This window comes from Methanospirillum hungatei JF-1, assembly GCF_000013445.1.
Taxonomy (GTDB): domain Archaea; phylum Halobacteriota; class Methanomicrobia; order Methanomicrobiales; family Methanospirillaceae; genus Methanospirillum; species Methanospirillum hungatei.
In genome coordinates this window covers 2,178,853-2,204,624 of the sequence record NC_007796.1, presented here as the reverse complement: position 1 = coordinate 2,204,624, position 25,772 = coordinate 2,178,853, and the positions used below count along the sequence as shown (strand labels likewise).

At 47.8% G+C, this 25,772-nt stretch carries 22 protein-coding genes; 11 read left to right on the top strand and 11 right to left on the bottom strand.

What is annotated here, in order from left to right; genetic code table 11:
* Positions 1-11: 11 nt before the first annotated feature.
* The gene (locus tag MHUN_RS17635; protein ID WP_011448929.1) at positions 12-2,525 is read right to left on the bottom strand and encodes a methyl-accepting chemotaxis protein; all 2,514 of its coding nucleotides are present in this window, start codon (positions 2,523-2,525) and stop codon (positions 12-14) included.
* Between the two features lie 241 nt (positions 2,526-2,766).
* On the opposite strand from MHUN_RS17635, the gene MHUN_RS10155 reads away from it, so the two are divergent.
* From MHUN_RS10155 to MHUN_RS10145, 3 genes are all read left to right on the top strand, one after another.
* Positions 2,767-3,126: a hypothetical protein gene (locus tag MHUN_RS10155; RefSeq protein ID WP_011448928.1), complete on the top strand. Its 360-nt coding sequence runs from the start codon at positions 2,767-2,769 to the stop codon at positions 3,124-3,126.
* Positions 3,127-3,441: 315 nt separating this feature from the next.
* Positions 3,442-3,906: a MarR family winged helix-turn-helix transcriptional regulator gene (locus MHUN_RS10150; RefSeq protein WP_011448927.1), complete on the top strand. Its 465-nt coding sequence runs from the start codon at positions 3,442-3,444 to the stop codon at positions 3,904-3,906.
* A 38-nt stretch (positions 3,907-3,944) separates the two neighbouring features.
* Entirely contained in the window at positions 3,945-5,309 is a 1,365-nt protein-coding gene (locus tag MHUN_RS10145; RefSeq protein WP_011448926.1) for an MATE family efflux transporter, read from the top strand.
* Here MHUN_RS10145 and MHUN_RS19030 read toward each other — a convergent pair.
* Entirely contained in the window at positions 5,300-5,455 is a 156-nt protein-coding gene (locus MHUN_RS19030; RefSeq protein ID WP_158498211.1) for a hypothetical protein, read from the bottom strand. The two genes, MHUN_RS10145 and MHUN_RS19030, sit on opposite strands and share 10 nt — an antisense overlap.
* Before the next feature lie 106 nt (positions 5,456-5,561).
* Here MHUN_RS19030 and MHUN_RS17630 point away from each other — a divergent pair, with 106 nt between their 5' ends.
* Both MHUN_RS17630 and MHUN_RS10135 read left to right on the top strand, forming a co-directional pair.
* Positions 5,562-6,218, top strand: a complete 657-nt coding sequence (locus MHUN_RS17630) for a nitroreductase family protein (protein WP_011448925.1) — start codon at positions 5,562-5,564, stop codon at positions 6,216-6,218.
* Between the two features lie 294 nt (positions 6,219-6,512).
* The gene (locus tag MHUN_RS10135; RefSeq protein ID WP_011448924.1) at positions 6,513-7,958 is read left to right on the top strand and encodes a M48 family metallopeptidase; all 1,446 of its coding nucleotides are present in this window, start codon (positions 6,513-6,515) and stop codon (positions 7,956-7,958) included.
* Between the two features lie 15 nt (positions 7,959-7,973).
* On the opposite strand, the gene MHUN_RS10130 is transcribed toward MHUN_RS10135, so the two are convergent.
* A complete protein-coding gene (locus tag MHUN_RS10130) occupies positions 7,974-9,359 on the bottom strand; it encodes an MFS transporter (protein WP_011448923.1) in 1,386 nt (461 codons plus the stop codon).
* A 127-nt stretch (positions 9,360-9,486) separates the two neighbouring features.
* Here MHUN_RS10130 and MHUN_RS10125 point away from each other — a divergent pair, with 127 nt between their 5' ends.
* Positions 9,487-10,470, top strand: a complete 984-nt coding sequence (locus MHUN_RS10125; protein WP_143709459.1) for a hypothetical protein — start codon at positions 9,487-9,489, stop codon at positions 10,468-10,470.
* Positions 10,471-10,474: 4 nt separating this feature from the next.
* On the opposite strand, the gene MHUN_RS10120 is transcribed toward MHUN_RS10125, so the two are convergent.
* The 3 genes from MHUN_RS10120 to MHUN_RS10110 all read right to left on the bottom strand — a co-directional run bounded on the left by MHUN_RS10120 (position 10,475) and on the right by MHUN_RS10110 (position 15,281).
* Entirely contained in the window at positions 10,475-12,295 is a 1,821-nt protein-coding gene (locus tag MHUN_RS10120) for a DUF3821 domain-containing protein (protein ID WP_052288877.1), read from the bottom strand.
* A 148-nt stretch (positions 12,296-12,443) separates the two neighbouring features.
* The gene (locus tag MHUN_RS10115; RefSeq protein ID WP_011448920.1) at positions 12,444-13,556 is read right to left on the bottom strand and encodes a hypothetical protein; all 1,113 of its coding nucleotides are present in this window, start codon (positions 13,554-13,556) and stop codon (positions 12,444-12,446) included.
* Between the two features lie 216 nt (positions 13,557-13,772).
* Complete coding sequence (locus MHUN_RS10110) at positions 13,773-15,281, bottom strand: SLC13 family permease (protein ID WP_011448919.1); 1,509 nt, start codon at positions 15,279-15,281, stop codon at positions 13,773-13,775.
* 74 nt (positions 15,282-15,355) lie between these two features.
* On the opposite strand from MHUN_RS10110, the gene MHUN_RS10105 reads away from it, so the two are divergent.
* Positions 15,356-16,330, top strand: a complete 975-nt coding sequence (locus MHUN_RS10105) for a DNA adenine methylase (RefSeq protein ID WP_011448918.1) — start codon at positions 15,356-15,358, stop codon at positions 16,328-16,330.
* 5 nt (positions 16,331-16,335) lie between these two features.
* Here the strand turns inward: MHUN_RS10105 and MHUN_RS17625 are convergent, their stop codons facing one another.
* Positions 16,336-18,273: a S8 family peptidase gene (locus tag MHUN_RS17625; RefSeq protein WP_052288876.1), complete on the bottom strand. Its 1,938-nt coding sequence runs from the start codon at positions 18,271-18,273 to the stop codon at positions 16,336-16,338.
* Positions 18,274-18,342: 69 nt separating this feature from the next.
* On the opposite strand from MHUN_RS17625, the gene MHUN_RS17620 reads away from it, so the two are divergent.
* On the top strand, positions 18,343-20,133 hold the full coding sequence (locus MHUN_RS17620) for a hybrid sensor histidine kinase/response regulator (RefSeq protein WP_011448916.1): 1,791 nt from the start codon (positions 18,343-18,345) through the stop codon (positions 20,131-20,133).
* Between the two features lie 50 nt (positions 20,134-20,183).
* Here MHUN_RS17620 and MHUN_RS19025 read toward each other — a convergent pair whose 3' ends face one another.
* The gene (locus MHUN_RS19025; RefSeq protein WP_011448915.1) at positions 20,184-21,455 is read right to left on the bottom strand and encodes an MBL fold metallo-hydrolase; all 1,272 of its coding nucleotides are present in this window, start codon (positions 21,453-21,455) and stop codon (positions 20,184-20,186) included.
* A 308-nt stretch (positions 21,456-21,763) separates the two neighbouring features.
* Between MHUN_RS19025 and MHUN_RS10085 the strand changes: the two genes are divergently transcribed.
* Positions 21,764-22,192 (top strand): response regulator, encoded by a 429-nt coding sequence (locus tag MHUN_RS10085; protein ID WP_052288875.1) that lies wholly within the window; start codon positions 21,764-21,766, stop codon positions 22,190-22,192.
* Between the two features lie 6 nt (positions 22,193-22,198).
* Positions 22,199-23,008 carry a sulfite exporter TauE/SafE family protein gene (locus MHUN_RS10080; protein ID WP_011448913.1) on the top strand — a complete coding sequence of 270 codons (810 nt, stop codon included), beginning with the start codon at positions 22,199-22,201 and terminating at the stop codon, positions 23,006-23,008.
* Between the two features lie 14 nt (positions 23,009-23,022).
* Here the strand turns inward: MHUN_RS10080 and ilvA are convergent, their stop codons facing one another.
* The 3 genes from ilvA to eif1A all read right to left on the bottom strand — a co-directional run bounded on the left by ilvA (position 23,023) and on the right by eif1A (position 25,003).
* Positions 23,023-24,255, bottom strand: a complete 1,233-nt coding sequence (ilvA, locus tag MHUN_RS10075; protein ID WP_011448912.1) for a threonine ammonia-lyase — start codon at positions 24,253-24,255, stop codon at positions 23,023-23,025.
* Positions 24,256-24,308: 53 nt separating this feature from the next.
* On the bottom strand, positions 24,309-24,590 hold the full coding sequence (locus MHUN_RS10070; protein WP_048067434.1) for a hypothetical protein: 282 nt from the start codon (positions 24,588-24,590) through the stop codon (positions 24,309-24,311).
* A 101-nt stretch (positions 24,591-24,691) separates the two neighbouring features.
* Positions 24,692-25,003 carry a translation initiation factor eIF-1A gene (gene eif1A, locus MHUN_RS10065; RefSeq protein WP_083758451.1) on the bottom strand — a complete coding sequence of 104 codons (312 nt, stop codon included), beginning with the start codon at positions 25,001-25,003 and terminating at the stop codon, positions 24,692-24,694.
* Positions 25,004-25,249: 246 nt separating this feature from the next.
* Between eif1A and MHUN_RS10060 the strand changes: the two genes are divergently transcribed.
* Entirely contained in the window at positions 25,250-25,744 is a 495-nt protein-coding gene (locus tag MHUN_RS10060; protein ID WP_011448910.1) for a TspO/MBR family protein, read from the top strand.
* The last annotated feature ends 28 nt before the right edge of the window (positions 25,745-25,772 follow it).

Below are 25,772 nucleotides of genomic sequence, written 5' to 3'. Positions count from 1 at the left end.
GGCGGTATGGATCAGATGGTGAACTGATCGATCTCCTTTTGCAGGGAAGCAACAACGCTGTTCACATGTTCAACAACTTTTCGTATCTGAGCTACTGCAGCCGAGGTCTCTTGTGATACTGCAGCACTGGATACTGCACTGTCTGCGGTCTCTTTGATAAGTGAGGCAACATGCTCAATATTTCTTGTAATTTCAGAAACTGACGCTGCTTCTTCTTCAGATGACGCAGCAACGTCGCTTACATCGCGGGCGATCTGTTCCAGCATACCGGCAATATCTCCAAATAACGTAAGGCTCTGACCAACTGCCTCATACCCCAGTTCAACCTGGGAATGAGCCCTGCTCATGAGATCAGATGCCCTGGAAGACTCCTTTTGGAGGTTTCTGATCATCTCTTCTATCTTCTCGGCTGAAGCATGGCTCTCCATGGCAAGATCCTTAACCTCATCAGCCACAACCGCAAATCCTCTCCCTGCATCCCCGGCACGTGCAGCCTCAATTGCCGCATTGAGTGCAAGCAGATTTGTCTCATCAGAAATTCCGGTGATGATTGCAATGACATTATTTATCTGGGTCATCTGCTCCTGGATGGAGAGGATTATCCGGTTCAGGTCGCCGGTTGCGTTTCGTATCCCTTCCATCCCCTGACTGGCTGCAGATGCAAGTTTCTGACCCTGTTTACTGATATCATTCCCTTTTTCAGTGAGCTTTGAGACCGATTCACTCCGTATTGCAACATCTGACACCGCAACAGAGAGATCTTCCATGGCATGGAGAATATGGCTCGTGGCTTCGCTTCCCTGGTCAGCCCTGACCGAAACCGATTCTGCATGTTCAGCGACGACAGATGAACCCCGGGCAACCTCATCTGCCGATGCCTGTGCCTCTTCAGTGCTTGCAGTCAGTTCAACCATCCTGTTTTGTATGTTCTGAATGGTCTTTGTCACCTGAATACCAATACTATTCATCGCGTCCCTGAATGAGACGAAATCACCGGTTGTCTGCACGGTGGGATCAAACCTGGCTGAAAAGTCATTATCCGCATACTGCCTGGCAAGACGCATTGCCTCATGCAGGGGAGCGATAACTGCATCAAGCGTTGCATTCACTCCCCTGATAATAAGTGCAAATTCTCCGGAAAATGAATCAGCATCCCCTCTGACCGAGAGATCACCTGATGCTGCCTTTCCTGCCAGATGGTTCATGGTAGCCGTAACACCAGATAATGTCTCTTTCATCCGGATCATTGAATTACCCAGCACATCCTTCTCGCTGGCCGCTTCAATTTTGAATTTCAGATCACCTGCAGCGATACGTTCAGCAGACTCTGCATTGTTCTTCAGGTTCTTCGTAAGGATCCTGAACGCATCGGCAAGCCTTCCTACTTCGTCATTTTGCTGTATCGTCACCTGGGTGCTGATATCTCCCAGGGAGAGATCATGAGCGACAGACGTAATCTCTTCAATAGGTCGGGATATGGACCGGGCAACAAGGAAGAGCAGGAAGAGACCGAATATGGAGAACACGATACCGATTATAATGAGTATGATCGTCTGTTCAGTCGCCTTTCTCGTCACTACATCTGCCGGGGCATAGACCACAACACTCCAGGGGGTTGGGGCTTCACCAACAATCACCGGGCTTATCGATCCAATGAATCCATTGTATGAGAAGGTTCTCTTCTCACCTGATGAAACGGCATCAAGGATGATCTCCTGTGGAAGACCAAGCGAAGCAGCAATTTCAGAGAAGGGTCTTCCTGCTACATCCTGATCGCCGGAGGCTCCTGCAATCAGCCCTTCATGACTGAGCACCACCATCTTCCCGGTCCCTGAGTACAGGTCGAGAGAATCGGCAATCTTTTCAATATCAGTCAGAGCGATGTCTATCGCCACGATACCGGCAAACGTGTTATTCATCATCGCCGGTAATGACACCGAGGCCATGAGAACCGGTGGATTCTGCATGGTTTCAAGGTAGGGTTCTATGAGCTCACCCTTGCCGGTCTTTTTTGGGATATCATAGTATGATCCGGGATCCTTTGTTGTTTCATCATACATTTTCCTGACAAGAGTTCCGTCTGCATCCCGGTACCAGTAGATCCGAAGTCTGCCGGTCTTGTCATATCCTTCCCGGAGTTTATACTGCTCATCCAGCCCGTCAAATACGCCAGGTTCCCAGATGGTATATATGCCATTATAAAGCGGGTGATCCTTTAATATGCCCTCCAATAAGGAGATCACATCGGTCCTGGCAAAATGAGAGTTCTTCTCCCGTATCCCTGCAAGACCTGATGCAGTACTTGAGGCAGTAAAATACGGCTCTTCCAGAACTTTCCCGATATATGCTGCCTCACGTTCTGCTATGCTGTTCATCTCATCATGAGCAGCATTCATCGCTTCTGAATTCAGAGCAAACGCTGCATACCCAATAATACATGCTGCTACAAGGAGTAAGGCGAATCCACCAAAAAACAGGATTTTTTGTTTGATTGATCGAAAATCAAACCATGAAATGTGCTTCATCGGATGATTCCTATACGTTTTCAGGCAGACATCTATTATCCAAGACTCTATTTATAATTCTCTTTATGTCAGACATTTAAGAAGCAATTCAATACCGGTAATCTGGTGATGACAGGAAAACACATTCTCTACACATAGTCATTATAGGGTGGGATTTTTTTCAAATCAGACGGCATATTCCCTGCATGAATATCCAATGGTATTATCAGCCTATAAGCAAACAGATAACTGGTGACCTCATATGGAGATAGGAATTCATGGATTCTGGACAACAAAGGCAGGAGATGTAGATCCTCAAAAATCCCTCACCACCCCGGTCAGTGATTCCCGGTTTTTTTACCAGATCCGACATGATGCAAAACAACGCCAGAAAGTAATTACCAAAATTTTTGTTGATGAAGAGGAGATCTCACTGGTGCATGAATGGCTGAGCAATGATGGAAAGGAAACAAACTTCTTCGACATTCCACTCAAATACCGGAAAAAAGGAGAACATACACTCAGGTTCCAGATCTTTGCGCCGGTTTCAGAAGCCGCAGATGCAGGACCCGGAACGAAAATCTTTGACAGTGAGATATTCAAACTGACATTTACTGAATAACCAGATACACGAGAGAATATCCGGGAGAGAAAAACTCCAAATATTCTCATGCCTATCATATCATATAAAGAATGTTGACATAAAGGTAGACGGGAATATCCTTACCATCACTGTTGATATCAGTAAGGATTATGGAGAATCGAAGTCAGGAAAGTCTATCACTATCGCTTCAACTGAAGGGAACATATCAATCCCTGATCATGAAGAGATCAAGATCGGACTGAATATTTAACGGAAAAAATAACACTTCCTTTTTATTGCATACACAACTGTTGCATAAGCAACATTATATGGCACCAATGAACACCTGTACACGTGTCTGATTCACCACTTCCATCATCACTTCCACCCGGACCACTGTTATCCATCATCAACAGAGCACGGGTTATCTTTCTAAATGAACGATTAAAGCCGTTTAAATTATCAGCAGGTCAGTACCCGGTTTTTATGTGCCTGATCAAACATCCTGACATTACCCAGGATACCATGGCCAAGTACTTTCACCTTGATAAAGGCACCATCGCCCGGACGGTAAAAAAAATGGAGGATGCAGAGTACATCTCACGGCGTGTTGACCCGGATAACCGCCGTGCATTCCGCCTTTCACTCACCAGGAAAGGATACCAGATAGCCCCTGAGATCATGGCTATTGACCAGGAATGGGAACAGGCAGTCAGTTGTCAGCTCACAAAAGAGGAGAAAGAGCACCTGCAAGTATTACTCAGGCAGGTTGCATCGTCAAGCATACAAACAATTCGGGCACTTGAGGGAGAGAATTGAAGCCGAATACAGATATACATGAGATAAACCTACCAGCGATGAAAAAGGAGGAGACTGTCGGAGTATCACTTCTTCTGGGTGAACCGGAGAAAGCGATTCGAAAATTATCAGGACCGCTGATCATCGCTATGCTGCTCTATTCAACCTATAACATCGTCAATGCCATATGGGTTGCAGGGCTTGGATCAGATGCACTGGCGGCAGTCGGATTTATCTCCCCGCTCTTTCTGGTACTTATCGGTCTTGGAAATGGTCTTGGGGCAGGAACAACCTCTGCAATCGCACGGAAGATAGGAGCAGGAGATCTTCAGGGAGCGAACAACGCTGCTTTTCATGCAATCATCCTGACAGTCATCATATCTGCCCTAGTTACGATACCGCTGGTCATCTGGACCACGGACATAGCACTATTGTTCGGAGCAGGAAAGACAGCAGGGCTCTGTGGGGAATACGGAAGAGTAGTATTTGGGAGTACAATCCTGCTTCTGCTCACGAGTGTGGGGTCTTCAATCCTGCGTGCCGAGGGAGATACAAAACGGGCGATGTACCTCATGGCAGTATCGGCCCTCATGAACATGGTCCTCGATCCCCTGCTCATTTACACCGCAGGAATGGGTATTGCAGGAGCTGCCTGGGGGATGGTCATATCACAGGTATTTGTGGCAATTATCCTCGTATACTGGTTTTTTGGAAAGAAGGACACGTATATATCAGTCTCCCGGAGATCATTTATATATCAGAGACAGACCATGTGGGATATCCTCAGCGTAGGAATTCCTGCCAGCCTTGAATTTTTCCTGATGTCACTTCTGGCAATCATCATTAATGGCCTGCTCGTTCATGTTGCCGGAACAGATGCGGTTGCCGTATATGCTGCAGGATGGCGGGTCGTCATATTTGCCATCATACCCCTCGCTGCAATCGGCACATCAGTCATATCAGTGGCCGGAGCGGCGTTTGGTGGCAGAAGATATGAGAAACTGCCTGTTATTCTCAACTACTCGGTAAAAACGGGGCTCATGGTAGCGATAAGCCTCTCCGTCATCACCTGGCTTTTTTCAAACCAGATAGCAACAATATTCACCTATTCACCGGAGAGTATCCATCTTGCACCATCCATTGCAGCATTCCTTGCAACGATGTGTTTCTTTTACCCCTTCGTCCCACCGGGTATCATGTCAGGGTCCCTCTTTCAGGGAGTTGGGAAAGGAATGACCTCACTTGCCCTGAATATATTCAGAAACCTTCTCTTTATCGCAGTATTTGCCTACCTGTTCGGAATAGTTCTGGGGTATGGAGAACACGGAATCTGGTGGGGTATTGTTGCCGGTGACATCCTAGGTGGGACACTTGCATTCATCTGGGCAAGAGTGTATCTATCACGACTTCTCCGTTACCAATAATAACGTGTGGTTGCATGGAACATATCGACTGCAACCCTGTTGCAGTACACAAACATACCGTTTTCAATAAGGAGAACCGCTACAGGAACTTCATCCAGCATCTTTGGACAAAGTTGTTCAATAATAGTGCCATCCATCCTAGTCATGGTACATCAATGATGTGATAATGATCTAAGGGCCATATATAAATATCCGTAAAACAGATTGGCTCAATGCATCACCATACGTTCTACGACAGAAGAAAGACGCAGAATGATACCCTACGATGATGTACCAATGAAAAGCAGTGAGCACCCCCATATCCTCTGTAAACCGGTATATGTTTTTTCAGCCAGAGTTCCATCAGATCCGGTACTCCATCAGGTGATCCATGCCGGCTTTCAGGCTCCCTACCCGTATCCTGAACCAGTAGTTCCGAATCTCCGCAGATTCTTTGTCTTCAGGACCGGAACTCCTTCATGTGATAACCTGGAAGAGGTGCTCAAAAGGGCAATCGAAACCACCCGTGATGAACTCATCTCTTTCTTCGGATGGCGTGCGTATACCCCGGAAGGACCGGGAAATTATATTCAGATGCTCAAAAATTTCGAAACAACGGGAATATCCAGTTTCAAATCCGCACCAATCATCATTATCATCACCGAGGAGCGAAGATTCCCGCCAGTCGAACAGGAATCCCTGGCATTTGCAGTCTCACACCTCTGGATCTCTGCCACATTCCATCATCTTGGAGTTCATCTGATACCCGGTATCTCATACCTTTCCAGAAGATCCGAATTTTTCTCCCTCATCCATCTGCCAGCCGGAAAGTATGCCGTCGCCGGCGTTGCTATCGGATATCCTCATGAAGAGTTGCAGGAGAACACCGAAAGTCCTGCGGGTGAACCGGAAGTTTACTGGTTTTTCTGATCCCCTTTTGCATCCTGTCATGAGAGGCTTTCCACCGGACATCTACCGGACACCCACATACCAAACCATCTACCTGACATCGTCCCTAGCGAACAGATCAAGTTCTTCCAAAAAGCATGCACGCATCAAAATTGAGATGATTTCACGTCGATATGCTTCATTCACATTCATATATATATCCCTTTCTTTCCACTGGACATGCGCTCACCTGTCGGCATGCTTTCCTGCACACAATTGACCATGATTATGTCTTCTGACTGACCACCTCTATCATCGAAAACACTGACACCAGCTATGCAGAGCACATTTGATCCGGAGATCTCCATTGAAAAGATACTATTGCAGATGAATGGAAAAGCCATTCAGGTTCTGGTATCATATCGAAAAGACCAGAACGAGATCCAGTACAGCCCGGTTTCTGATACCCGTATTATCATACAGGCCCCATACGGGTTATCCAAAGAGGAACTCCGAAAAGGCGTCCAAAACTATCTCACCTGGAAGGGTACAAAACCTGCCGGCACACAAAAACCTACCCCATCATTCACCGGCGGAACGATCCATATCAGGGGATATGATATCCCTTACTCCGTTGTCCTCAATCCACGGAGAAAAACCCTCTATCTGTCAATATACCCTGATGGGAGAGTCGAGGTTGAAAACCCCGGGAATGCCACAGAAGAAGACATAAAACGGTTTCTCACCTCTGAAAAAGAGTGGATATACCGGGAATACTATTGCACCCGCCCGGACTGTCCCCCTTCCAGGGAAGAGCATACAGTACAAATCAATGAAAAACCCATCCCGTATCAGATCTCCCGCAGCACCCGGAACAAACGGATCACTCTGAAGGTGCATGGGAATGGAACCATTGAAGTCTCTGCCCCTTACAATGCACCAACTGATACCATTACTGCCTTTGTGGAGAGCAGGAAGTCATGGATTGCACCAAAAATCGGAGTTCAGGTGCCGGAGATCCAACAAGGGAGCATTCTGCAGGGGGGGTCTGCAAACACAGCGGGGGGAGATGCCGGGCATGTCACCTGGGAGGGGCATACCATACCCTATACGATAAAACGAAACCCCCGTGCGAAACGGACCACAATCAAGGTAAACCGGGACCGTGAAGTCTGTGTTGTATCCCCACCCCATGGATCCGTGACTCACATTCATGCATTTATGACCCAGAATGCAGAGTGGGTGTATACCCATACCATCGGAAGCGTCCGGCCCCTTCCTCTGAAACGGACCTATGAGGACGGAGAGGTCTTCCCTTTTCTGGATGAATCAATCACCATCAGAATCAAGCGGGGATATGAATTGTCCTATTCGCGACAGGGGGATGAATTACTCATTACCGTTCCGGCAGATTTCACCGATTATAACTCAAAAATGGCAGTAAAACAGGTTGTTTCTGCGTTCTTTGCAGAGCAGCTCTCTCTGTTTGCACTCCCGTATTTCACCCGGTATGGTGCCCTGCTCAACGTGCCCATTCCCCAGATAAAAACCCGGGATCAGAAGACAAAGTGGGGAGCATGCACATCAAAGAGTATCATCTTAAACCTCCGGCTCTGTATGGCACCACAACGGATCATTGAATATGTGGTTCTTCATGAACTGGCCCACAAAATTCACCCTGACCATTCACCCCGTTTCTGGAATACCGTAGAGAGAATGATGCCGGACTACAGGGAACGACGGGAATATCTGAAAAAACACGGGCATGAATGGGTATTATAACCCATAGAACCGGAATTACTCTTCACTCTCATGGTTCCTGACCGTTCCTCTGACATATGACGTGAATATTCCCAGAATTCCAAGCCCGATACATATGATAAAGATTATTGATGTGCTCTGTTCCAGCTGGTGGTAGACATCAGGAGTTATCTCTACCGTTCCGATCACGACCGAAAAGACCATCATCGCGATGGCAAGGCTGATGAGCTGCCCGACTGTCCGCATGGTTGAGACCATCCCTGATGCCATTCCCAGATCGGTTACCTCAACAGAACTCATTATTGCATTCGTATTCGGTGAAGAGAAGAGTCCGTATCCAAGACCTAGGATGACAAGACCGGCGAGAATCCAAAGAACAGAACCGGACGGCAGCACAATCAGCAGCACTCCAAGTCCGATGGTCGTGGCAGCCATACCCAGCGTTGCTATGATGGCAGGTTCAACTGAATCCGATGCTTTTCCGGCCAGAGGAGAGACGACCGTCTGGACCAGGGGCTGTGCCAACAGGATCATACCGGTTGTAGCCGGATCAAAGCCACGTGTGTATTGAAGTGACAGGCTCACGAGAAATCCCACGGCAAATACAACCGCATAATTGATCATGGCAGCCACATTGGAGCAGAGAAAGGTCCGGTTCGTTCTGAACGTTGACAGCCTGATAAGTGGCCGTTCCTGTTTTTGTTCCCACCTGAAGAAGAGATACCCTCCTGCCACCCCGCCCCCTATCCAGAGAATACTGGCCGGGGAAGGAAGAACGGTCAGGCCATACATAATCCCCATGAGCATACATCCATAGAGGACAGCACCCCCAGAGTCAAACCCGCTTTTCAGATCCTTCCATTCATCATGCAGGAAGAGAATGGTCAGCACGACAACAATCAGAGCAAGGGGGACATTAACAATAAATATTGAGGGCCATCCATACATCTGCGTCAGAAACCCACCGAGGACCGGCCCAAGTGAGAGGCCTGCATATACCGTTGCGGTAATAATACCAATCGCCCTCCCCCGTTCACCAGGAGGGAAAACAACGGTTACAATCGCCATGGAAGTAGAGAAGACCATTGCACCGCCAAGCCCCTGGATCATCCGTGCGATGATGATCACCGATCCTGACCATGATATCGCTGCAAGAAGCGATCCGATAGCAAAGAGAATAGTACCAATGATGAAAACCCGTTTTCTTCCATATATATCCGCAAGTTTCCCAAACGGGAGCATGAATACTGCAGCAATGAGGAGATATGCTGTAGTGACCCATCCAAGGGTTACAGCATCGAGGCCAAATGATGAACCAATTGCTGGCAAAGCGACATTTAATGAAGATACGGTATAGGGAACCAGAAATGATGCCAGTGATGATATAAGGAGAAGGACCGATTTTTCGGTCTGACTATACATGAGGAACAGAGTTAGACAGGATATCTCATGAACCTGTCCTCCCTAAAAGCCATCGGGGATGGGATATGAGCAGTGGGAAACCTGCAATAGATCCTGCTTATCACCTCATAGAGCAGACACATATGGTATGGTGTTAGGCCATACTTTTACATGCGAAAATCTTGAAGACGCAGAAAGACTTACGAAATTTTTACGAAAAAGTGACATTTCAACGAGAATCGAACCGGTTTCATCGTCACGCTTTTCAATCAGGGTGAAAGGAACATTTGACAATATTCATTCCTATCTTGTTCACTGCAGGGAAGAATTGACCCAGGACCTGGAGAATGAGATGAGAAAAGTCCAGGAGGAGAACCAGGATACCCCGGATGATCAGTATGAAAATGAGGCAATCGAGGATATAAAAGAGGACCTTGAAGCAGTCGAGAAAATTCTCGCCATCCTTACCCTCGATCGGGATAATGCTATAAAAACCCTTGAAGAGCTGAAAGAAGGCGATGTTGTGTATGATCACGATGCTGAGCTGGCTAACAAGGATGAGGTGGGTGTAAATCCAACGATTGCTGCAATTATGAGGAATAAAGTGCTCCTGGATAATGAGCTCATTTCCATTCAAGATAAAAAAATGATCATTCGGAAGATTATCCCCGCAGAAGAGCTTTTCTACACATTCCAACCAACTTCCGGAATTATACCGAGTGAGGAGGAGCTGGAGTCATTCAATATTACCCTTGTTCAGCTGATGAATGCAGATTTGGAATATAATGTGCATGCAGGTCCGGAATTAATTTTCAAAATTGATGTGGAACAGTTTCATGACGAACTTGAAAACAGTGATATATCAAACGAGAGTATTGCAATCATTCTTCAGGCCATTTATGTGAAACAGGAGATTGTTGAGCATATCGTCCATATCTTAAGTAGGACAAAGGCAGAGACAGTAGAGGACCTCATCAGAGCTGTTCAGGAGATCCAGGAGAAGCAGCTCGAAGGAACGAGAACAGTACTGTTTTTCAACATATCACCAGAGTATGTAAAGCAGGTCGTGGAAGATCTGAAAAAATTAGAGATTGTCAGACTGAAAGGAAATAAAATAAAATTAAACCGATAACCCATCACCCTGAGAAGGTCAGGTTCTCTTTTACATATATCCAATATCCCTCTTTTGTATACAGCGTTGTGGTGTTTACTGCTGGATCTCCGAGAACCAGCGGATTTCTGTACTGCTGAACCTGTGCATCATACCCGATGAGATATGACCAGGCCTCCCCGAGCGGCTGCAAAACTGTGGCAGCAATTCTGTCCGGAGCGGTGATGCCGATACTGTTCCACCCCTTTACCAGAGTCCGGGGAACAACGGTTGCATTGTCAGATATAAGTGGTATCGTCGTCGGTTGGACAGAATAGAGCCAGAACCCGGTTAATGGTGAGAACGGGTCTTCTGATTTCATAGTAACCCATGAGGACGTAGTGCTATCATAGGTAAATATGGAATGCCCTGATGAGTTGATCCCGGAGAAGATTGCCATCGTATTATGGCCGGGTGACAGGGTTTTCGGCGTTGAGATAAAATTCCATCCGGATAACAGATTTAATGAACTTACATTACCGGTATCCACCGAGAGCATACAGGTATCACTGACATACCCGGAAAGGGTTCTTTTTTCAACCGCCGGGGTATAGGAACCTGGTTTTGTTGCCGCACTCGTATTCCAGTAAACGGTTCTGGTTCCGGTCGCATCAAGTTTGACCATGCCATAGAACTGTGTTCCGTTCCAGGTGGGATCGCGAGGGACATCATTCCTGATGGTTTTGCCTCCTCCGTCAGAAAATACATAATCACCGATGAGATAGGGCCCCGAAGGTGCATCATGTACTACATTATCCTGCATGAGTGCAATCACCGGTGGCTGATCCCCTGGCTGTCCGGTCATGGTCCCGGTCCCTTTCATCCAGAGATAATACTCATTATGAGGGAGACCGGTGATGATCGTCGCAAAAGACTCACCCGGCACAACCAGCTCAGGGCTTGCACGGATATCAACCGCATCATCGACAAGGTTCACCGTGTGGGTCATCGAGACGGTTTTATTCACATAATCAGACCCGTCAGGAGCCTTGTAATTATTCTTCATCCCATTGACATTACATTCAGCACGGACGGTATAGATCCCAGGCTGGTAGATACGAGTGCCGTTCGGGTAGGAAACAGAGGTATTCCACCCGTCTTCATGAGACGGAACAGAGTGATCCGTCCCCTGACCAATCCAGTACCATCTGGGAAGATCAACCTGCAGATGGGTAAGTGGATGCTCCGCCCCGTTCAATCCGACCAGATAGGTAAGGGAATCACCTGACGGGCTGGTCACCGTGATCTTAATACTACTGTCTCCAGGAAGATATCCGGTCCTGTTCATGATGGAATACAGGTTGGAATCAATACAGAATGTTCCAAGATTACCCATGGGAATGGTCTTTCCGGTCACATCTGTATTTGTTGAGGCATCCCAGATCTCCAGATACAGAGACGGATCCGCCACCCTGAAGGCCAGGTCTCCTTTCTGGTTATCCACCCACTGGTACCAGTCACCGGTTTTCTGAACAAAATCAGCAGGATCAAGACGGAAATTGTAGGGATCTGGTACCGGGATCACAGCGTCAGGAGCTGCCGGATTGAGATTTCCGCTCTGCCACCAGGCAATATACCCGGCGGTATTTAGCGCGCTTGTAACATCCAGAGATCCTTCACCAATAAATACGATATCTCCCTGTACAATCTTATTAGTCGCCTGAATTACCGGGTTTCCTGCAGCCGGGTTCAATTCATTTGTTGCTACGGGGACCGGATCATCAGTCCCGGACGCTGACGTTATCGAGAGAGAAGGGGCCGAAACAAACGGCACCTGTTGTTCTTCCGCATATCCTCCTGTTGCCATGATACAAAGTATCAACAAAAAGATCCACACATAACCCCTAGACATATAAACCATGGGGAGTTTTGCGTTATGAGATTATAGATTATTCGAAGAATAATACCTGGAATACAGGTTCATTTAAAAAAAGCAAATCCTGAGGGTTTCAGGATTAGATAGTAACACCAGACTCGTACCCGAACGTCTTTTGGAAGTTCTTGATACCACCGGATACAGACGTCTTGTCAGACCACTGGTTCGTTGCAGATGGAGAGTCAGACTTGCCACGGGCTTCCATGATAGAGCCGGCGAACTCAGTCTTTACAGTTCCCTCTGCAAATCCAGAGCCTGAACCTGGAATCGGAGTGACTGCAATCTGATAGAAGAGACCAGCCGGAACATCACTTGTCGCTGCAACAGCACGGAGGCTGCCTTTGGTAGAGACCTGCCCGCTGTTGAAGTTGATAAGTTCGCTCTTCGCCTTTACCACATTACAGAATGCCGGAATAACACTCTCCTTGGCCGATGCAAAGACACACCTGATAGAATCATCAGTATTTGCATAATTGCCGGCAACATCAAGACTCCATTCCTCACTTCCGACAAGGAATGAACCGTCAATGCTCTCATAAGTAAGTACCTTCTCAACCTCCAGGTTTGAGAGGCCCTTCCCCTTGTTCTGTGAGTCAAAGCCGAGATCCTTGTTCAGCATGAGATGGCCGCCATTGGTCATGATGCTGTCTGAGAATGTCACAATAGCAATCGATTCACCCGGATTGAGCTTACTGTCATGGATACTGCCATATTCCGTATCCTGGGTCTGTGAATACGACGATGAATCAAGTGTATTCAGAATGGACTGCCAGGTCTTCCCCCACCAGGGATCGGTCGGGGCGATATTGGGCAATGCCAGATCACTCAGCAGATAATCGGGTACGGTAAGTGAATAGAGCTGATTTCCTGCACCGACCGAGTAGGTAAGTCCTGCTATGGTTGACTTTGCAGCAGCAAGTGCCCGCACCTGCTCATCGGTCAAAACGGTCGGCGTGGATCCGGTCCCACTATTCAATTGTTTCGTCGTTACCGGTGTCTCTGAATCATCGATGGTCCATGACATGTAGGACTTGTCAGACACGAATCCGACCACATCGATGATCGTGGAGATACTAATCTTCTGGTTTTCAGGAACCTGTGACGGGAGCCGGTCTGCATATGCAATTCCGGACACCACCAAAAGCAGAATCACAGTTGCTGAAAAAATACGATACGTCAACGATACCTCCATTATACACCCGGGACAACACTATTGTATGAGTGAGATGGTCACAGATGAATCCTTCATACGGATAGCTTCACCAGTACTCATATGACCGGATTCCCTGTGAGCCTCTCAGTACCTCGTGCCCCGGTTTTTAAGTAGTTTCTTATGAAATTGATCCATATCTCTAAAACGAGATCAATGTGGCGCTTATTTATTATTTTCAAGAAAAAAATCGGGTTTTTAGGGGGCAACTGCCCAGGAAGGTAGCTCAAAGGTGATCCCAAGAGCCCAGAGTACCACCGTATACATAAACAGGGTAACCAGAACAACCCCAATCATATTCAGGATAAAACCGGTCCGCATCATATCCCGCATCTCCAGGTACCCGGTTCCATAGGCCACGGCATTGGGCGGGGTTGCAACCGGCAGCATAAATGCCAACGATGCAGTCAGGGCTGCGGTGAGCATGAGAATAATCGGGTTTATCATCAGACTGACGGATGTGACAGCAAGGATGGGCATCATAACCGAGGCAATGGCGGTATTGGATGTTACTTCGGTCAGGAACGATACCAGAACCGCCACCAGGAATATGATGACCAGGATATTGAGAATAGAAAGACCAGTCAGGTGTTTTACCAGTTCATCAGCAAGGCCTGATTTGATAAAGCCCTTTGAGAGGCAGATACCCCCACCAAAGAGGAGGAGAATACCCCAGGGGATCCTGGCGGCAGACTCCCAGTCCATGGTATACTGCCGGTTTTTGATGCTCACTGGCAGGATGAAGAGAAGGATCGCTCCAAACATAGCGATGGTTGAGTCATCAATACCGGGGAAGAGGATATCAAGACCTGGTATGGTGATATCACCGATCTTTTTCGTTGCTGAAAAGATCCACATCAGAGCTGTCATGACAAAGACGATCAACGTCCACCGCTCACCAGTGGTTATCCGTCCTAATTTCTTCAGCTCTTCGGTTATGATCTCACGACTCTGGGGAAGTTTTGCAGGCAGGTGCCTGAACGGTCCGTACACAAGCCAGAACCAGGTGAGGGGGATGAAGATGGCAACCAGCGGGATACCAAAGAGCATCCAGTCAACAAATCCTATGGTCGGGGCATCAGGAAACAGGGTCTTGAGCTGGGCAAGGAAGATCCCGTTTGGTGGTGAACCGATGATGGTTCCAAGACCACCAATCGATGCTGCATAGGCGATAGAGATGACCAGGGCCTTTGCAAAGTCAGAAACCCCTTCATCTTTTTCCTTCTCTTTGAATACATCCATCCCGACAGTGCCGATGATAGCCACCGCAATCGGGATCATCATCATCGCAGTCGCCGTGTTCGAGATCCAGAGTGAGATGAAGGCGGTTGCGATCATAAAGCCCAGGATGATCTGTTTCGGACTTGTTCCGGTGAGAAGAATTATAGTAAGGGCGATCCTTCGATGCAGGTTCCACTTCTGCATGGCTGCCGCAATGATAAACCCGCCAAGAAAGAGGAAGATGGTCTTATCTGCATAGGGCGCCGATGCTTCGGCCGGAGTAAGAACACCGAGCAGGGGAAACCCGACGAGCGGGACGAGTGCGGTTGCAGGTATTGGCATTGCCTCTGTTATCCACCAGATGACCATAAGTGTGGTTACAGCCGCCGTCGCCTGAATTTCCCATGATATGAAGAGATCTCCGGGCATGGCCAGAATCAGGCCGCCTACCACCAGGCCCAGAAGCAGACAAAAAAAATTCTTCATTTGTTATACATATGAATTGAATAGTTATAACCCGTCCGAATTATGTCCTATCAGATCCACATACTACAGGGTTCATGAAAAAAGGCAGACAGAATCTGATAAAGTCAATACGTGGGCGACGGACTAAAGGCGATGAGGAATATGCAAAACCGTTTTTTAAATGGGCGGGGGGAAAGAGTCAGCTCCTGTATGAATTTGATCCGCGGTTTCCTAAAACTCTGGAGACTGGTGATCTCGTTCGGTATGTTGAGCCGTTTGTTGGCGGAGGGGCGGTCTTTTTTTATATAGTCCAGCTCTATCCGATCAAAGAAGCGGTCATCTGTGATGTCAATAGCGAGTTGATCCTGACCTGGAAGGTTGTAAAACAGGATGTCAAGACCCTCATCAGGCTCCTTCAGGAACTGCAGGATGCATATGATACCCGAACTGAGGCCGAGAGGCTCAATCTCTTTTACCAGGTCCGTGATGATCTGAACCGGGAAAAACCCTCTTTTGATTACAACACATACGGGGATCATACCATACAACGGGCATCGCAGTTACTCTTTCTGAATAGAACCTGCTTTAACGGACTTTTCAGGCTGAACTCAAAAGGAGAGTTCAACGTTCCATTCGGGAAGTATAAAAATCCCAATATCGTTCAGGAAAAAAACCTCCTGATGGCTTCCAACCTCCTCACCCATACAACCATCATACAGGGCGACTTTACCACCTGTCTTGAGTATGTTGACAGAAGTTCTTTTGTATATCTTGATCCCCCCTATCGCCCATTAAATAAGACCTCATCCTTCACCAGTTACTCACAGGAAGGGTTTTCAGAGCAGGACCAGCTCAGGCTTCGCGATTTTTATGGGGCGGTGGCTAACACTGGTGCAAAGGTGATGCTCTCAAATTCTGATCCGAGAAATGAGGACCCAGCCGACCATTTCTTTGATGATCTGTACAAAGATTTTCTGATTGAACGGGTACTTGCAAAACGGTTTATCAACAGCGTTGGTGAAAAAAGAGGAGATATTAACGAGTTAATTATCAGAAATTACCCGGATTAGAGATATTATCCGGTAATCTCCCCTTCCCCTGCACTATAGAGCCAGTACCCCTGATGAGGTTTCACAAGCCGTTCATCACTCTGATCTCCTGAACCGCCATTCAGGATGGGGCTTTCATACTGCTGAAGGGGTGCGTCATACCCGACCACATATTTCCAGATGCTCTGAATCGGGGAGAGTGCTGTCTTTGCCTTCTCTGCTTCTTTCAACGGAAGGCTCCAGGTGTTCCAGCCACTCTGTATCTGTTTTCTGATAATACCGGGGGATGGTGCATACTGCAGCGGAACTGAATCATCCTTTGTGGAATACACCCAGTATCCGGTCATGATGGAGATTGGGTCTGAAGCCTTCAGGGTCTTCCAACCGGTTCCATGCAGATATTCAAGGACAGAATGGCCACCTGAGCTCACCTGGCCAAATATCTGCGCCGTGTCTTTCCCTGGTGCGAGTGGCCGTGGCACCGATACAAAGTTCCATCCCTGGTGCAGGGGAATTGCGTCCTCACCCGAAAGGCTTTCGAGGGTAGCACCAAGGTTCACCCGTCCCTGTGCGGCGACTTTCCCCTGTAATGCAGGGACGGCATCTGAATGAGATATCATGAGCGATCGGATCTCCTCATTCGAGAGACTGCTGTCAAGGCTCTTCACAAGGGATGCCATCCCGGCCACGAACGCGGTCGCCTGTGAGGTCCCGGTCATGTACCGGTATTGTCCCCCACCTGGCACAGAAAGGGCTGTACTGTACAAATCCTCTCCGGGAGCGGCAAGATGAACCGTGGTCCCGTAATTTGAGGTCGAAACAAGCGTGTCGGATGAGGTGGTCGCAGCAACACCGATAATATTGGGAAGCTGGAATGATGAAGGGTAATGAGGTGTCTGATCATTGTTTTTACCCTGGTTTCCTGCTGCACATACAAAGAGAGCAGGAGATTCTGCTATTGCATCATATAACCCTTGAGAACTATCAGATCCACCAAAAGAACAACTGATGATATCTGCACCGGCCTTGGTTGCATATTCGATTCCCTTGATGATATCTGACGTGTATGCCTTTCCATCCGCTCCGATTGCCTTGATGGCCATCAGTTTTGTCTGCCAGGCGATACCAGATCCCCCCACCCCGTTATTGCCGACAGCACCAATGATCCCCGCACAATGGGTTCCATGCCCGTTGTCATCCATCGGATCCTGTGTCTGGGTTATGACATTAAACCCGTGTTCTCCTGAAGAGCCGGTCCACATATTAGATTTCAGGTCAGGATGATTATAGTCGATCCCGGTATCAAGGACCGCAACGATAACATCCCCTGAACTGGTGGTCATATTCCAGGCATTGAGCACGTTTCCATCTGCACCGGCCTTTCCGGCAGGGGTATTCTCCCGGTAGACCTGACCGGTATTTGCAATCCCCCACTGCCGCCAGAGTTCAGGATCATCCGGAGTCCGGTCAATGGATACGATATAATCCGGTTCGGCATAGAGAACCCCGGGGAGGGCAGACAGAGCAGTTATTGCTTCTTCCTCGCTCTTTCCCCTGGTTGAATACAGCACAAGACCAGACAGACTGGAGCTCAGGTCCTCCGTGAGAGCAACCCCTTCAATCTCCACATCTGCAAGGGCGGACACTTCAGAGGTATTATACCTGACCAGGATTCGTGCTTCTCGTGCTGGTGCAGAGATATTCACCCCCTCCGATGCATATCCAACCGAAGACGCAGAAATATTCTCACGTTGCGTCGTACGATTCTCTACCGGCATTGGGATAATCGGGACGGCTCCTCCGTTTTCTACCTGTCCTGATCCTGGTACAGTAAAGTAATCGCGGGCTGAGGGATGCCATCCGGAAATCGGTTCAGCTGATGCATTACACCAGATTAGAAGAATGAAACATGTAACAAATACCCATCCGATATGCCTGGTCATATCATTCACAGCTTGAATCATCGTCTGCTAAGAAGATAAGGTTTCATACTTTACCATCCAGTATGATACCATGAACGAGGGGTGCCAGGTATGATTTTTTCTCTGCTCTTTGTTGATGATGATCCTGAGATCTGCTCAATCGCAAAAACGTTTCTTGAAAAAACCGGACCATTTAAAGTGACTACGTCAGAATCGGTAAAAAAATCAAAGCGGCTCTTAAAAAAGTACCACTATGATGCCATCATCTCTGATTTTGATATGCCGGTAACAGATGGCCTTACATTTCTCAGGTCACTTCGAAGTAAAGGAAATAAAATTCCCTTTGTCATCCTCACCGGGAAGGGAAATGACCAGGTAATTATTGATGCCCTGAACAGCGGGGCGGACCTGTATTTCGTAAAGACAGACTCCCCAAAGGATTTATTTTACCAGCTTTCTGAAAAACTGATACCCCTTATCAGATCCAAACAGGCAGAGATCATCTTTCATGAGATCTTTACCCAGTCACCGATTGCCATAGAACTATTTAACTCCGATGGAAAATTACTCCAGGTCAATAAAGCCTGTCTTGATCTCTTTGGTGTAGTACATCAGAAAGAGATCGCCATGTTTGATCTCTTCCAGGACCCAAATGTTCCAGAAGGTGCTCTCAAACAATTAAAGACAGGAGAACGTGTGGAATATTCAACCAGCTTCGATTTTGATCTGGTACAACAGCATACGCTGTACAAAACCACAAAGACCGGTCAGATTGACATCCATGTCCAGATAACGCCTATTTCCCTGTCATATCCTGATATTACCGGCGGCTATCTGGTGCAGATACAGGACCTGACTGAACAGAAAAAATCGGAAATGGCGTTGAAATCAAGTGAAGAACGGTACAGAAGCATCTTTTCAAATAACCACTCGGTTATGCTGATTATCAGCCCTGATACCGGAGCGATACTTGATGCAAATCCTGCAGCATGCTCCTATTATGGATATACCCATGAGGAACTGACCCATATGGACATTACCAGGATTAACTGTCTTAGCAGGGATGAAATTTTTCAGGAGATGGAGCGGGCGAGAAAAGAAGAACGCAATTTCTTTTATTTCAGGCACCGGCTTGCATCAGGAGAGATCAGAGAGGTGGAAGTTCACAGCGGGCCGATCGTCCTTGACCAGGCACAGGTCCTCTATTCAATCATTCATGATATTACTGAGAAAAAACGGATTGAGGATGCACTGGTTACGGCGAATAAAAAACTGAACATGCTCTCTTCCATTACCAGGCACGATATTCTCAATGTTCTGACAGCTCTGACCGGGTACCTGGAATTTGCCGCAACAGAGACCAGTATAGAGGAGGCACGGATATTTATTCAGAAATCGCAGGTTGCAGCACGATCAATCCGGCACCATATTGAATTTACCCGCGATTATCAGGATCTGGGCTCAAAAGAACCAGTCTGGCATGATATCAGGGCAGTCCTGAAGAATTCTGCAGCACTGGTGAATACACGGCAGGTATCCATAGAATTTGATACCGATACACGATTAGTCGTCCTTGCAGATCCGCTTCTCTTAAAAGTTATCTATAATCTGATGGAGAATGCTATCAGACATGGAGGAACAGTCACCAGGATTACCAGTTCCTGGAGCAGAAATCCGGATCATAGTCTGAGCTGGATCATCGAGGATGACGGGGTAGGAATTCCGCCGTCCATGAAAAAGCATATTTTTTCGAGGGAAGTAGGGAAGAATACGGGCCTTGGTCTGTTTCTTGCACGGGAGATCCTTGCAATAACCGGGATTACCATTGAGGAGACCGGAACCGAAGGAAAGGGAGCACAATTCATCATGAGGATCCCTGAAGGAAAATACCGGATAGAATAAGGCGGGAAGAGGAAGACCTCCCGTCTTTTCTCCGATAATGAGGATGCAGATCAGCGTACCGTTTTTGCGGTCCAGTTTTCGCCATTGGTCCTGATAACGATGGTCCCATTTACATCCGTTCTGAATACCTGTGCACCCTGTTTCATAATCTCAGTAAGGGTTGCAGACCGGGGATATCCGAACGGATTGCCCGATGCCAGCGAGATGACAACCGCTTCAGGTCTGGTATTCATAATAGGACCGATTCCTGCATCTGATCCATGGTCAGGGAGTTTTAGTATGGTTGCAGGCCCTCGAACTTCTGATGAATCACCGGGAAAGATGACGGAGACATTATTCATGGTGACCCGGAGGACCAGCGAGTCTGTATCCTGGTGACCGGTCAGACGGTGCGGCCCGATAATATCCACTTTTGTCGTATTGGTAAAGGGAATATTCATACCTGCAGTGACGATCATCCTGACCGCCTGATCTGATATTACGGCATTTATGACGTCTTTGTACAGGTCAGATGTATGTGTCATTCCGTTATCCACATACGTCCTGACTTCAAAGGCCTTGAGAACATCAACCATCCCGCCGATATGATCATCAAACGGGTGAGACGCGACAACGTAATCCAGGGAGGTCACATTCTGACGTTTCAGATACTCAACAAGGCGCGGACCTGAGCTCTTCGGACCGGCATCAATGAGCATGTTTTTGCCTTCGCTCTGTATCAGGGCTGCATCACCCTGACTGACATCAATGAAATGGAACAGGGTTTCAGGTTCAGGCAGGGGTGTAGGAACCGGTGTCGGTTCAGGAGTTGGTTCGGGTGTGACTTCAGGAGTGATGACCGGTTCTGGTGTAATGACCGGGACCTCCTCAACCGGCCCTGATCCAGGAATAAGACTGCGTACCTGATCTGAGACCGAGACTCCCGGCACCAGACCGGATACGATTAATACTGCCACTCCCGCCAGAAGGAGGAGAACAGCAGGGGCTATCCATCTTTTCCCGGACTTATGAGGTGTCAGTTCAGCCTTTTTTCTGATAGTTTTCTTTGAAGGGGGATTTTTTGTTCTGTTCAGATTTCGCTGATAGATTTTGTTATCAGGATCCAACTGCAGGGCATTTTCAAAACAATGAATTGCACTCTCTTTATGGATTGTCTGGGATAAAGCCACCCCATACGCATTCCAGGCTTTATGATTCCGATCATCCTTCTCTACCAGTTCAGAAAAGATATCAATCGCTTCTTCTATCTTTCCCGCTTTAATAAGCGATATCCCCTCATCGAACCGGCTCTCATCCGGATCTACAGCCATATCAGCGTGCATATTTCACATTGAACAAGATAAAATCTCCTGTTACCTGGGGAGAGAGGTGGATATCTGAACACCCATGCATTACATGGATTTTTGAAAATTACACCCTGATAAACAACATAGAGAGTGAAATCTTGTGCAGTTTTCTTTTTTACTCAATCTTTCTATATTTCCTAAAAAGATGATCAGATAGAATCCATTAAATAGTCATCCGGGGATCTGGATATGAGAACAGGGATCCCTGGTGGATCTAGCGGTTCATTCCCATACAGAGAGGCGTGTGTATTTTATTCAGGCGCAACCAGGCAGCAACAGAGAATATGGAATATATCAGAAACGAAGATGTGCTCGTTCTCATTGTTGATGACAATAAGAATAATCTCTATATAATTGCAGAGGTTCTCCACCGGTCAGGCTCTCAGGTTATGACTTCAACCGACGGCCCCCATGCCCTGGAGATGGCACAGGAGCGGCCGCCTGATATCATTTTACTCGATATCATGATGCCCGGGATGGATGGGTTTGAGGTCTGCAGACGGCTTTGGATGATGGACGCCATCAAATCTGTCCCGGTAATTTTTCTCTCGGCAAAAGACGAGGATACGAATATTGAAACCGGCCTTGAGGCAGGCGGGACCGATTATATCACCAAGCCTTTTCACGAAACCGTTCTCCTCGCCCGAATCCGTGCTCATGTTGAACGTGGATATGATATGAGAAAATACCAGAATTGTGAAGAACTCATCTGACATGGCATGGAATTCTTCATCGTAATTATTATCATACTTCTGCTCTGTGGCCTTGTCGCCGGATTTCTCGCCGGTCTTTTTGGTATCGGGGGAGGGGTCGTGATGGTCCCGGTCATGTTTTTTCTCTTAAATGACCTTGGGTATGATGATAATGCCATGGCTATTGCTGTGGCCACCTCTGCCGCCGTTATTCTGCCGACTGCAGTCGCAGGAGCGATAAAAAATTTCAGCGGGAAACAGATCACCTGGTGGCCGGCCCTCATTCTGGGCTTCGGAGGAATACTCGGGTCGATGGCAGGAAGCACCCTCTCGGTTCTCATTCCTAGTCAGGTTCATATCCTTGCATTCTCCGGCTTTTTGATCTTCATGGCTGTGTGGATGATCATCAAACAATGCAGATATCTGTGTGCATATGCCGTCAGGGAGACTGATTTCATCCTCCTCATCCTCGGCATTGGTGTGGGAGTTGCATCCGGGCTCTTTGGGATTGGTGGCGGCGTAATTCTGACACCGGTACTGACATCAATTCTGGGAATGAATATCCACAAATCCATAGGTATCTCGCTTACCGCCATGGTCCTTATTGCGTCAGGAACGGTGGTCTCCTATATCGTTCTTGGATGGGGAGTGACCGGTCTTTTTCCCTTCTCTATCGGGTATGTAAACCTCCTGTTTGTCCTGGTCCTGGTCCTTACCTCAATTCCTGCTGTCAGGTTTGGGGTGAAGACAGGGAGCACCATGTCAGAGAAGAAGTTACAGGTACTTTTTATCGGAATGCTTATCCTGCTGGCGATTCGGATGGCAATATCAGCCTGAAAAGGCTTGAAATATTATTTTCCAGTCATCTCATCAGAAAAACCGGATGTTTGAATGCCCACATTCGACAGGACTTTTTCTATCGCTGCAATGTGTGAAGGCCCCCGGGTTTCTATCTCTATCCATATTCTCTTTTCATGAACCGGGAGTTCAATATCCCACTCACTATGGCTGATCTTCAGGATGTTCCCTCCTTCCCGTGCGATGATAGCCAGCACTTCTGCAAGGGAGCCGGGTTGATCCTCAATAACAAGACTAAGCCGCATCAGTCTGCCCCGTCTGGCAAGGGCCTGCCTGATCACCCTGGACAGCTGATGGCTGTCGATATTTCCTCCACTGATGACAAGAACGATGGTGCTGCCGGGAGAGAATGAAAATTTCTGAGACAGGAGTGCTGCAAGAGGGGTCGTTCCGGCTCCTTCGGCAACAATCTTCTTTCGCTCAAGGAGCCACAGCATGGCATCCGAGATCTCCCCATCATCAACAAGGACGATCTGATCAACCATATCACGAATGTATGGAAGACTGTGTGTACCGGTTCTGGTTACCCGGATTCCATCTGCGAGGGTCCATCCGGTTGTTTCACTCACCTCACCTCCCCCATATTTTGCCTGATATGCTGAGGGACATGCCTGCACCTGAACCCCGATAATCCGGCATGACGGCACTTTGTTTTTTACCGCCACACTGATGCCGGAGATCAGACCCCCCCCACCGACCGGCACTACGACGATATCAGGTGAAGGAAGAGCGTCGCAGATCTCAAGCCCTATCGTTCCCTGACCTGCAATAATCTCCGGATCATCAAACGGGTGGACATATAGCATCCCTTCATCTGCCAGTTCCCTCGCCCGCTGCATCGACTCTTCAAGGGTTTTTCCGAACAGGTGAACATCAGCCCCATATCCTCGTGATGCCTCCTGTTTTGAAAGGGAAGACCAGAACGGCATAATGACGGTTGCAGGAATGCCGGCTATCTGGGCAGCAACAGACACGCCCTGGGCATGATTACCGGCTGATGCCGTGACCACTCCCGCTGGTCCTGCCTTGTTCGCATGAATGAGGATCTTGTTCATAGCGCCCCGAATCTTAAACGATCCGGCCTTCTGCAGCGTTTCAAGTTTAAGATACACATGGGCATTCGTTATCCGGGAGAATGTGGATGAATAGATGAGCGGCGTCCTGATCACATGGGGAGCAATTCTTATCCCCGCTGATTGGATATCCTGAAAAAGATTGTCAGTCATGGACCTGTCCGGAACGTTCCTTTCAGAACCGAAAAAAATGATGCCCTTTGGTCTTACGCTCTTTTTCCCTTCAGGATAATGGCCACCGGAAACCGGATCGGGCCAGGCTGGTTGGTGTGAGGGCCGAGTTCTTCCTGATGGGGATGACTGTGAGTAGTATGCCATGGCCCTGGTTCGGAACGTTTCCTCCAGGCTTTTCGTGCAGGATGCGGATAGGGCGTTGCCATGGGATGATGACGGAGCGTCTCCAGATAACGCGCCCGGTCCTTACTTATTCTGCCTTGCTTCTCCCGGTATCTCCGGGCAGGAGCTGGATCAATAACCCGTGGAGACATACTTTACCCTTTTTTTATAAGATTAAATACCTTTGCTCTCTCCCGGCTGATAATACCGGACGATGCAAAAATGAGAGTGAAAAAGAAATCGGAAGAGAATATTAGATATACTTGTTCCGTCTCAACCAGTCACGCTGAGGAGGGGTATACCGGTATGAGATATCGCACTTTTCATCCTGGAATGACCAGGGTGTAATGATAATGACATCGCCTTCACGAATCCAGGCACGGCGTTTCATCTTCCCTTTGATTCTGCCAAGCCTGGTCACGCCATCAGAACACCGCACCCGTATATGAAATGAGCCCAGCATCAGTTCAGCATAGGCAAACTGTTCTCCTTTCCTGCTATTGGGCAGACGGACCCTGATGGTTTCACTATCTGCTTCTCCAGGTGTTTGTGAATTCGATGCAATATCTGGTTGTAGATCTAATTCTGTTATCTGACCATCTCCGGTAAAAAGTGCAAAAACATCACGAAAAACCTGTCAGGGTTATTATACAAATTTTAGGGCAATACGTTCGCACTAGTCGGTGTGACAAAAATTCCTCTGAATCCTGCCAGTGACAGTAATACATGCTATGAGAGTTTAAGTAGGTATCGGAATCTTTGGTTTCCCGACCGCCATATTCAACATATAAAAGACCGATACCATACTATCATGAAATTCCGCCCGATAGTCATGGCTCTCCTCTTTATCTTCTGTATTGCTCTTCCTCTCATCATCGGATTCATCGGTTCCTCCTTTACCATGGCACATATAACTGGCTGGTACCTGACGTTGCAAAAACCCTGGTTCAGCCCCCCGAACTGGGTGTTTGGACCTGCCTGGACCATTCTGTACATTCTGATGGGACTGGCATGGTGGCTTGTTCTCAAACACGGGTTTGAAAAACGAACCGTGAAGACTGCAACGGTCTGGTTTCTTCTCCAGCTTGGCGTCAATCTGCTCTGGTCGGTTGTCTTCTTCGGAATGCAGTCAGTAGCCGGGGGCTTTGTCGTCATATTAGCTCTTATCCTCCTGATACTCCTGACCATACATCATTTCAGACAGGTATCGCGAACGGCAGTCTGGCTTCTGGTTCCCTACCTGTGCTGGACCGTATTTGCAACCCTCCTGAACGGGATGATACTCGTACTGAACCCGTTCGGGTAATCATGGATCGATGCACAGAGGTACAGGA

Excerpts from the sequence above, each read along its gene's own strand:
- MHUN_RS10125 (WP_143709459.1), top strand. The coding sequence starts at position 9,487 with ATGGTGTTAGGCCATACTTTTACATGCGAAAATCTTGAAGACGCAGAA.
- MHUN_RS10135 (WP_011448924.1), top strand. The coding sequence starts at position 6,513 with ATGCAGAGCACATTTGATCCGGAGATCTCCATTGAAAAGATACTATTG.
- MHUN_RS10120 (WP_052288877.1), bottom strand. The coding sequence starts at position 12,295 with ATGGCAACAGGAGGATATGCGGAAGAACAACAGGTGCCGTTTGTTTCG.
- MHUN_RS10155 (WP_011448928.1), top strand. The coding sequence starts at position 2,767 with ATGGAGATAGGAATTCATGGATTCTGGACAACAAAGGCAGGAGATGTA.
- MHUN_RS10070 (WP_048067434.1), bottom strand. The coding sequence starts at position 24,590 with ATGTCTCCACGGGTTATTGATCCAGCTCCTGCCCGGAGATACCGGGAG.
- MHUN_RS10085 (WP_052288875.1), top strand. The coding sequence starts at position 21,764 with ATGGAATATATCAGAAACGAAGATGTGCTCGTTCTCATTGTTGATGAC.
- MHUN_RS10145 (WP_011448926.1), top strand. The coding sequence starts at position 3,945 with ATGAAAAAGGAGGAGACTGTCGGAGTATCACTTCTTCTGGGTGAACCG.
- MHUN_RS17620 (WP_011448916.1), top strand. The coding sequence starts at position 18,343 with ATGATTTTTTCTCTGCTCTTTGTTGATGATGATCCTGAGATCTGCTCA.
- MHUN_RS10080 (WP_011448913.1), top strand. The coding sequence starts at position 22,199 with ATGGAATTCTTCATCGTAATTATTATCATACTTCTGCTCTGTGGCCTT.
- MHUN_RS10130 (WP_011448923.1), bottom strand. The coding sequence starts at position 9,359 with ATGTATAGTCAGACCGAAAAATCGGTCCTTCTCCTTATATCATCACTG.
- MHUN_RS10105 (WP_011448918.1), top strand. The coding sequence starts at position 15,356 with ATGAAAAAAGGCAGACAGAATCTGATAAAGTCAATACGTGGGCGACGG.
- MHUN_RS10110 (WP_011448919.1), bottom strand. The coding sequence starts at position 15,281 with ATGAAGAATTTTTTTTGTCTGCTTCTGGGCCTGGTGGTAGGCGGCCTG.
- MHUN_RS10060 (WP_011448910.1), top strand. The coding sequence starts at position 25,250 with ATGAAATTCCGCCCGATAGTCATGGCTCTCCTCTTTATCTTCTGTATT.
- ilvA (WP_011448912.1), bottom strand. The coding sequence starts at position 24,255 with ATGACTGACAATCTTTTTCAGGATATCCAATCAGCGGGGATAAGAATT.
- MHUN_RS19025 (WP_011448915.1), bottom strand. The coding sequence starts at position 21,455 with ATGCACGCTGATATGGCTGTAGATCCGGATGAGAGCCGGTTCGATGAG.
- MHUN_RS17625 (WP_052288876.1), bottom strand. The coding sequence starts at position 18,273 with ATGATTCAAGCTGTGAATGATATGACCAGGCATATCGGATGGGTATTT.
- MHUN_RS10115 (WP_011448920.1), bottom strand. The coding sequence starts at position 13,556 with ATGGAGGTATCGTTGACGTATCGTATTTTTTCAGCAACTGTGATTCTG.
- MHUN_RS17630 (WP_011448925.1), top strand. The coding sequence starts at position 5,562 with ATGATACCCTACGATGATGTACCAATGAAAAGCAGTGAGCACCCCCAT.
- MHUN_RS17635 (WP_011448929.1), bottom strand. The coding sequence starts at position 2,525 with ATGAAGCACATTTCATGGTTTGATTTTCGATCAATCAAACAAAAAATC.
- MHUN_RS19030 (WP_158498211.1), bottom strand. The coding sequence starts at position 5,455 with ATGACTAGGATGGATGGCACTATTATTGAACAACTTTGTCCAAAGATG.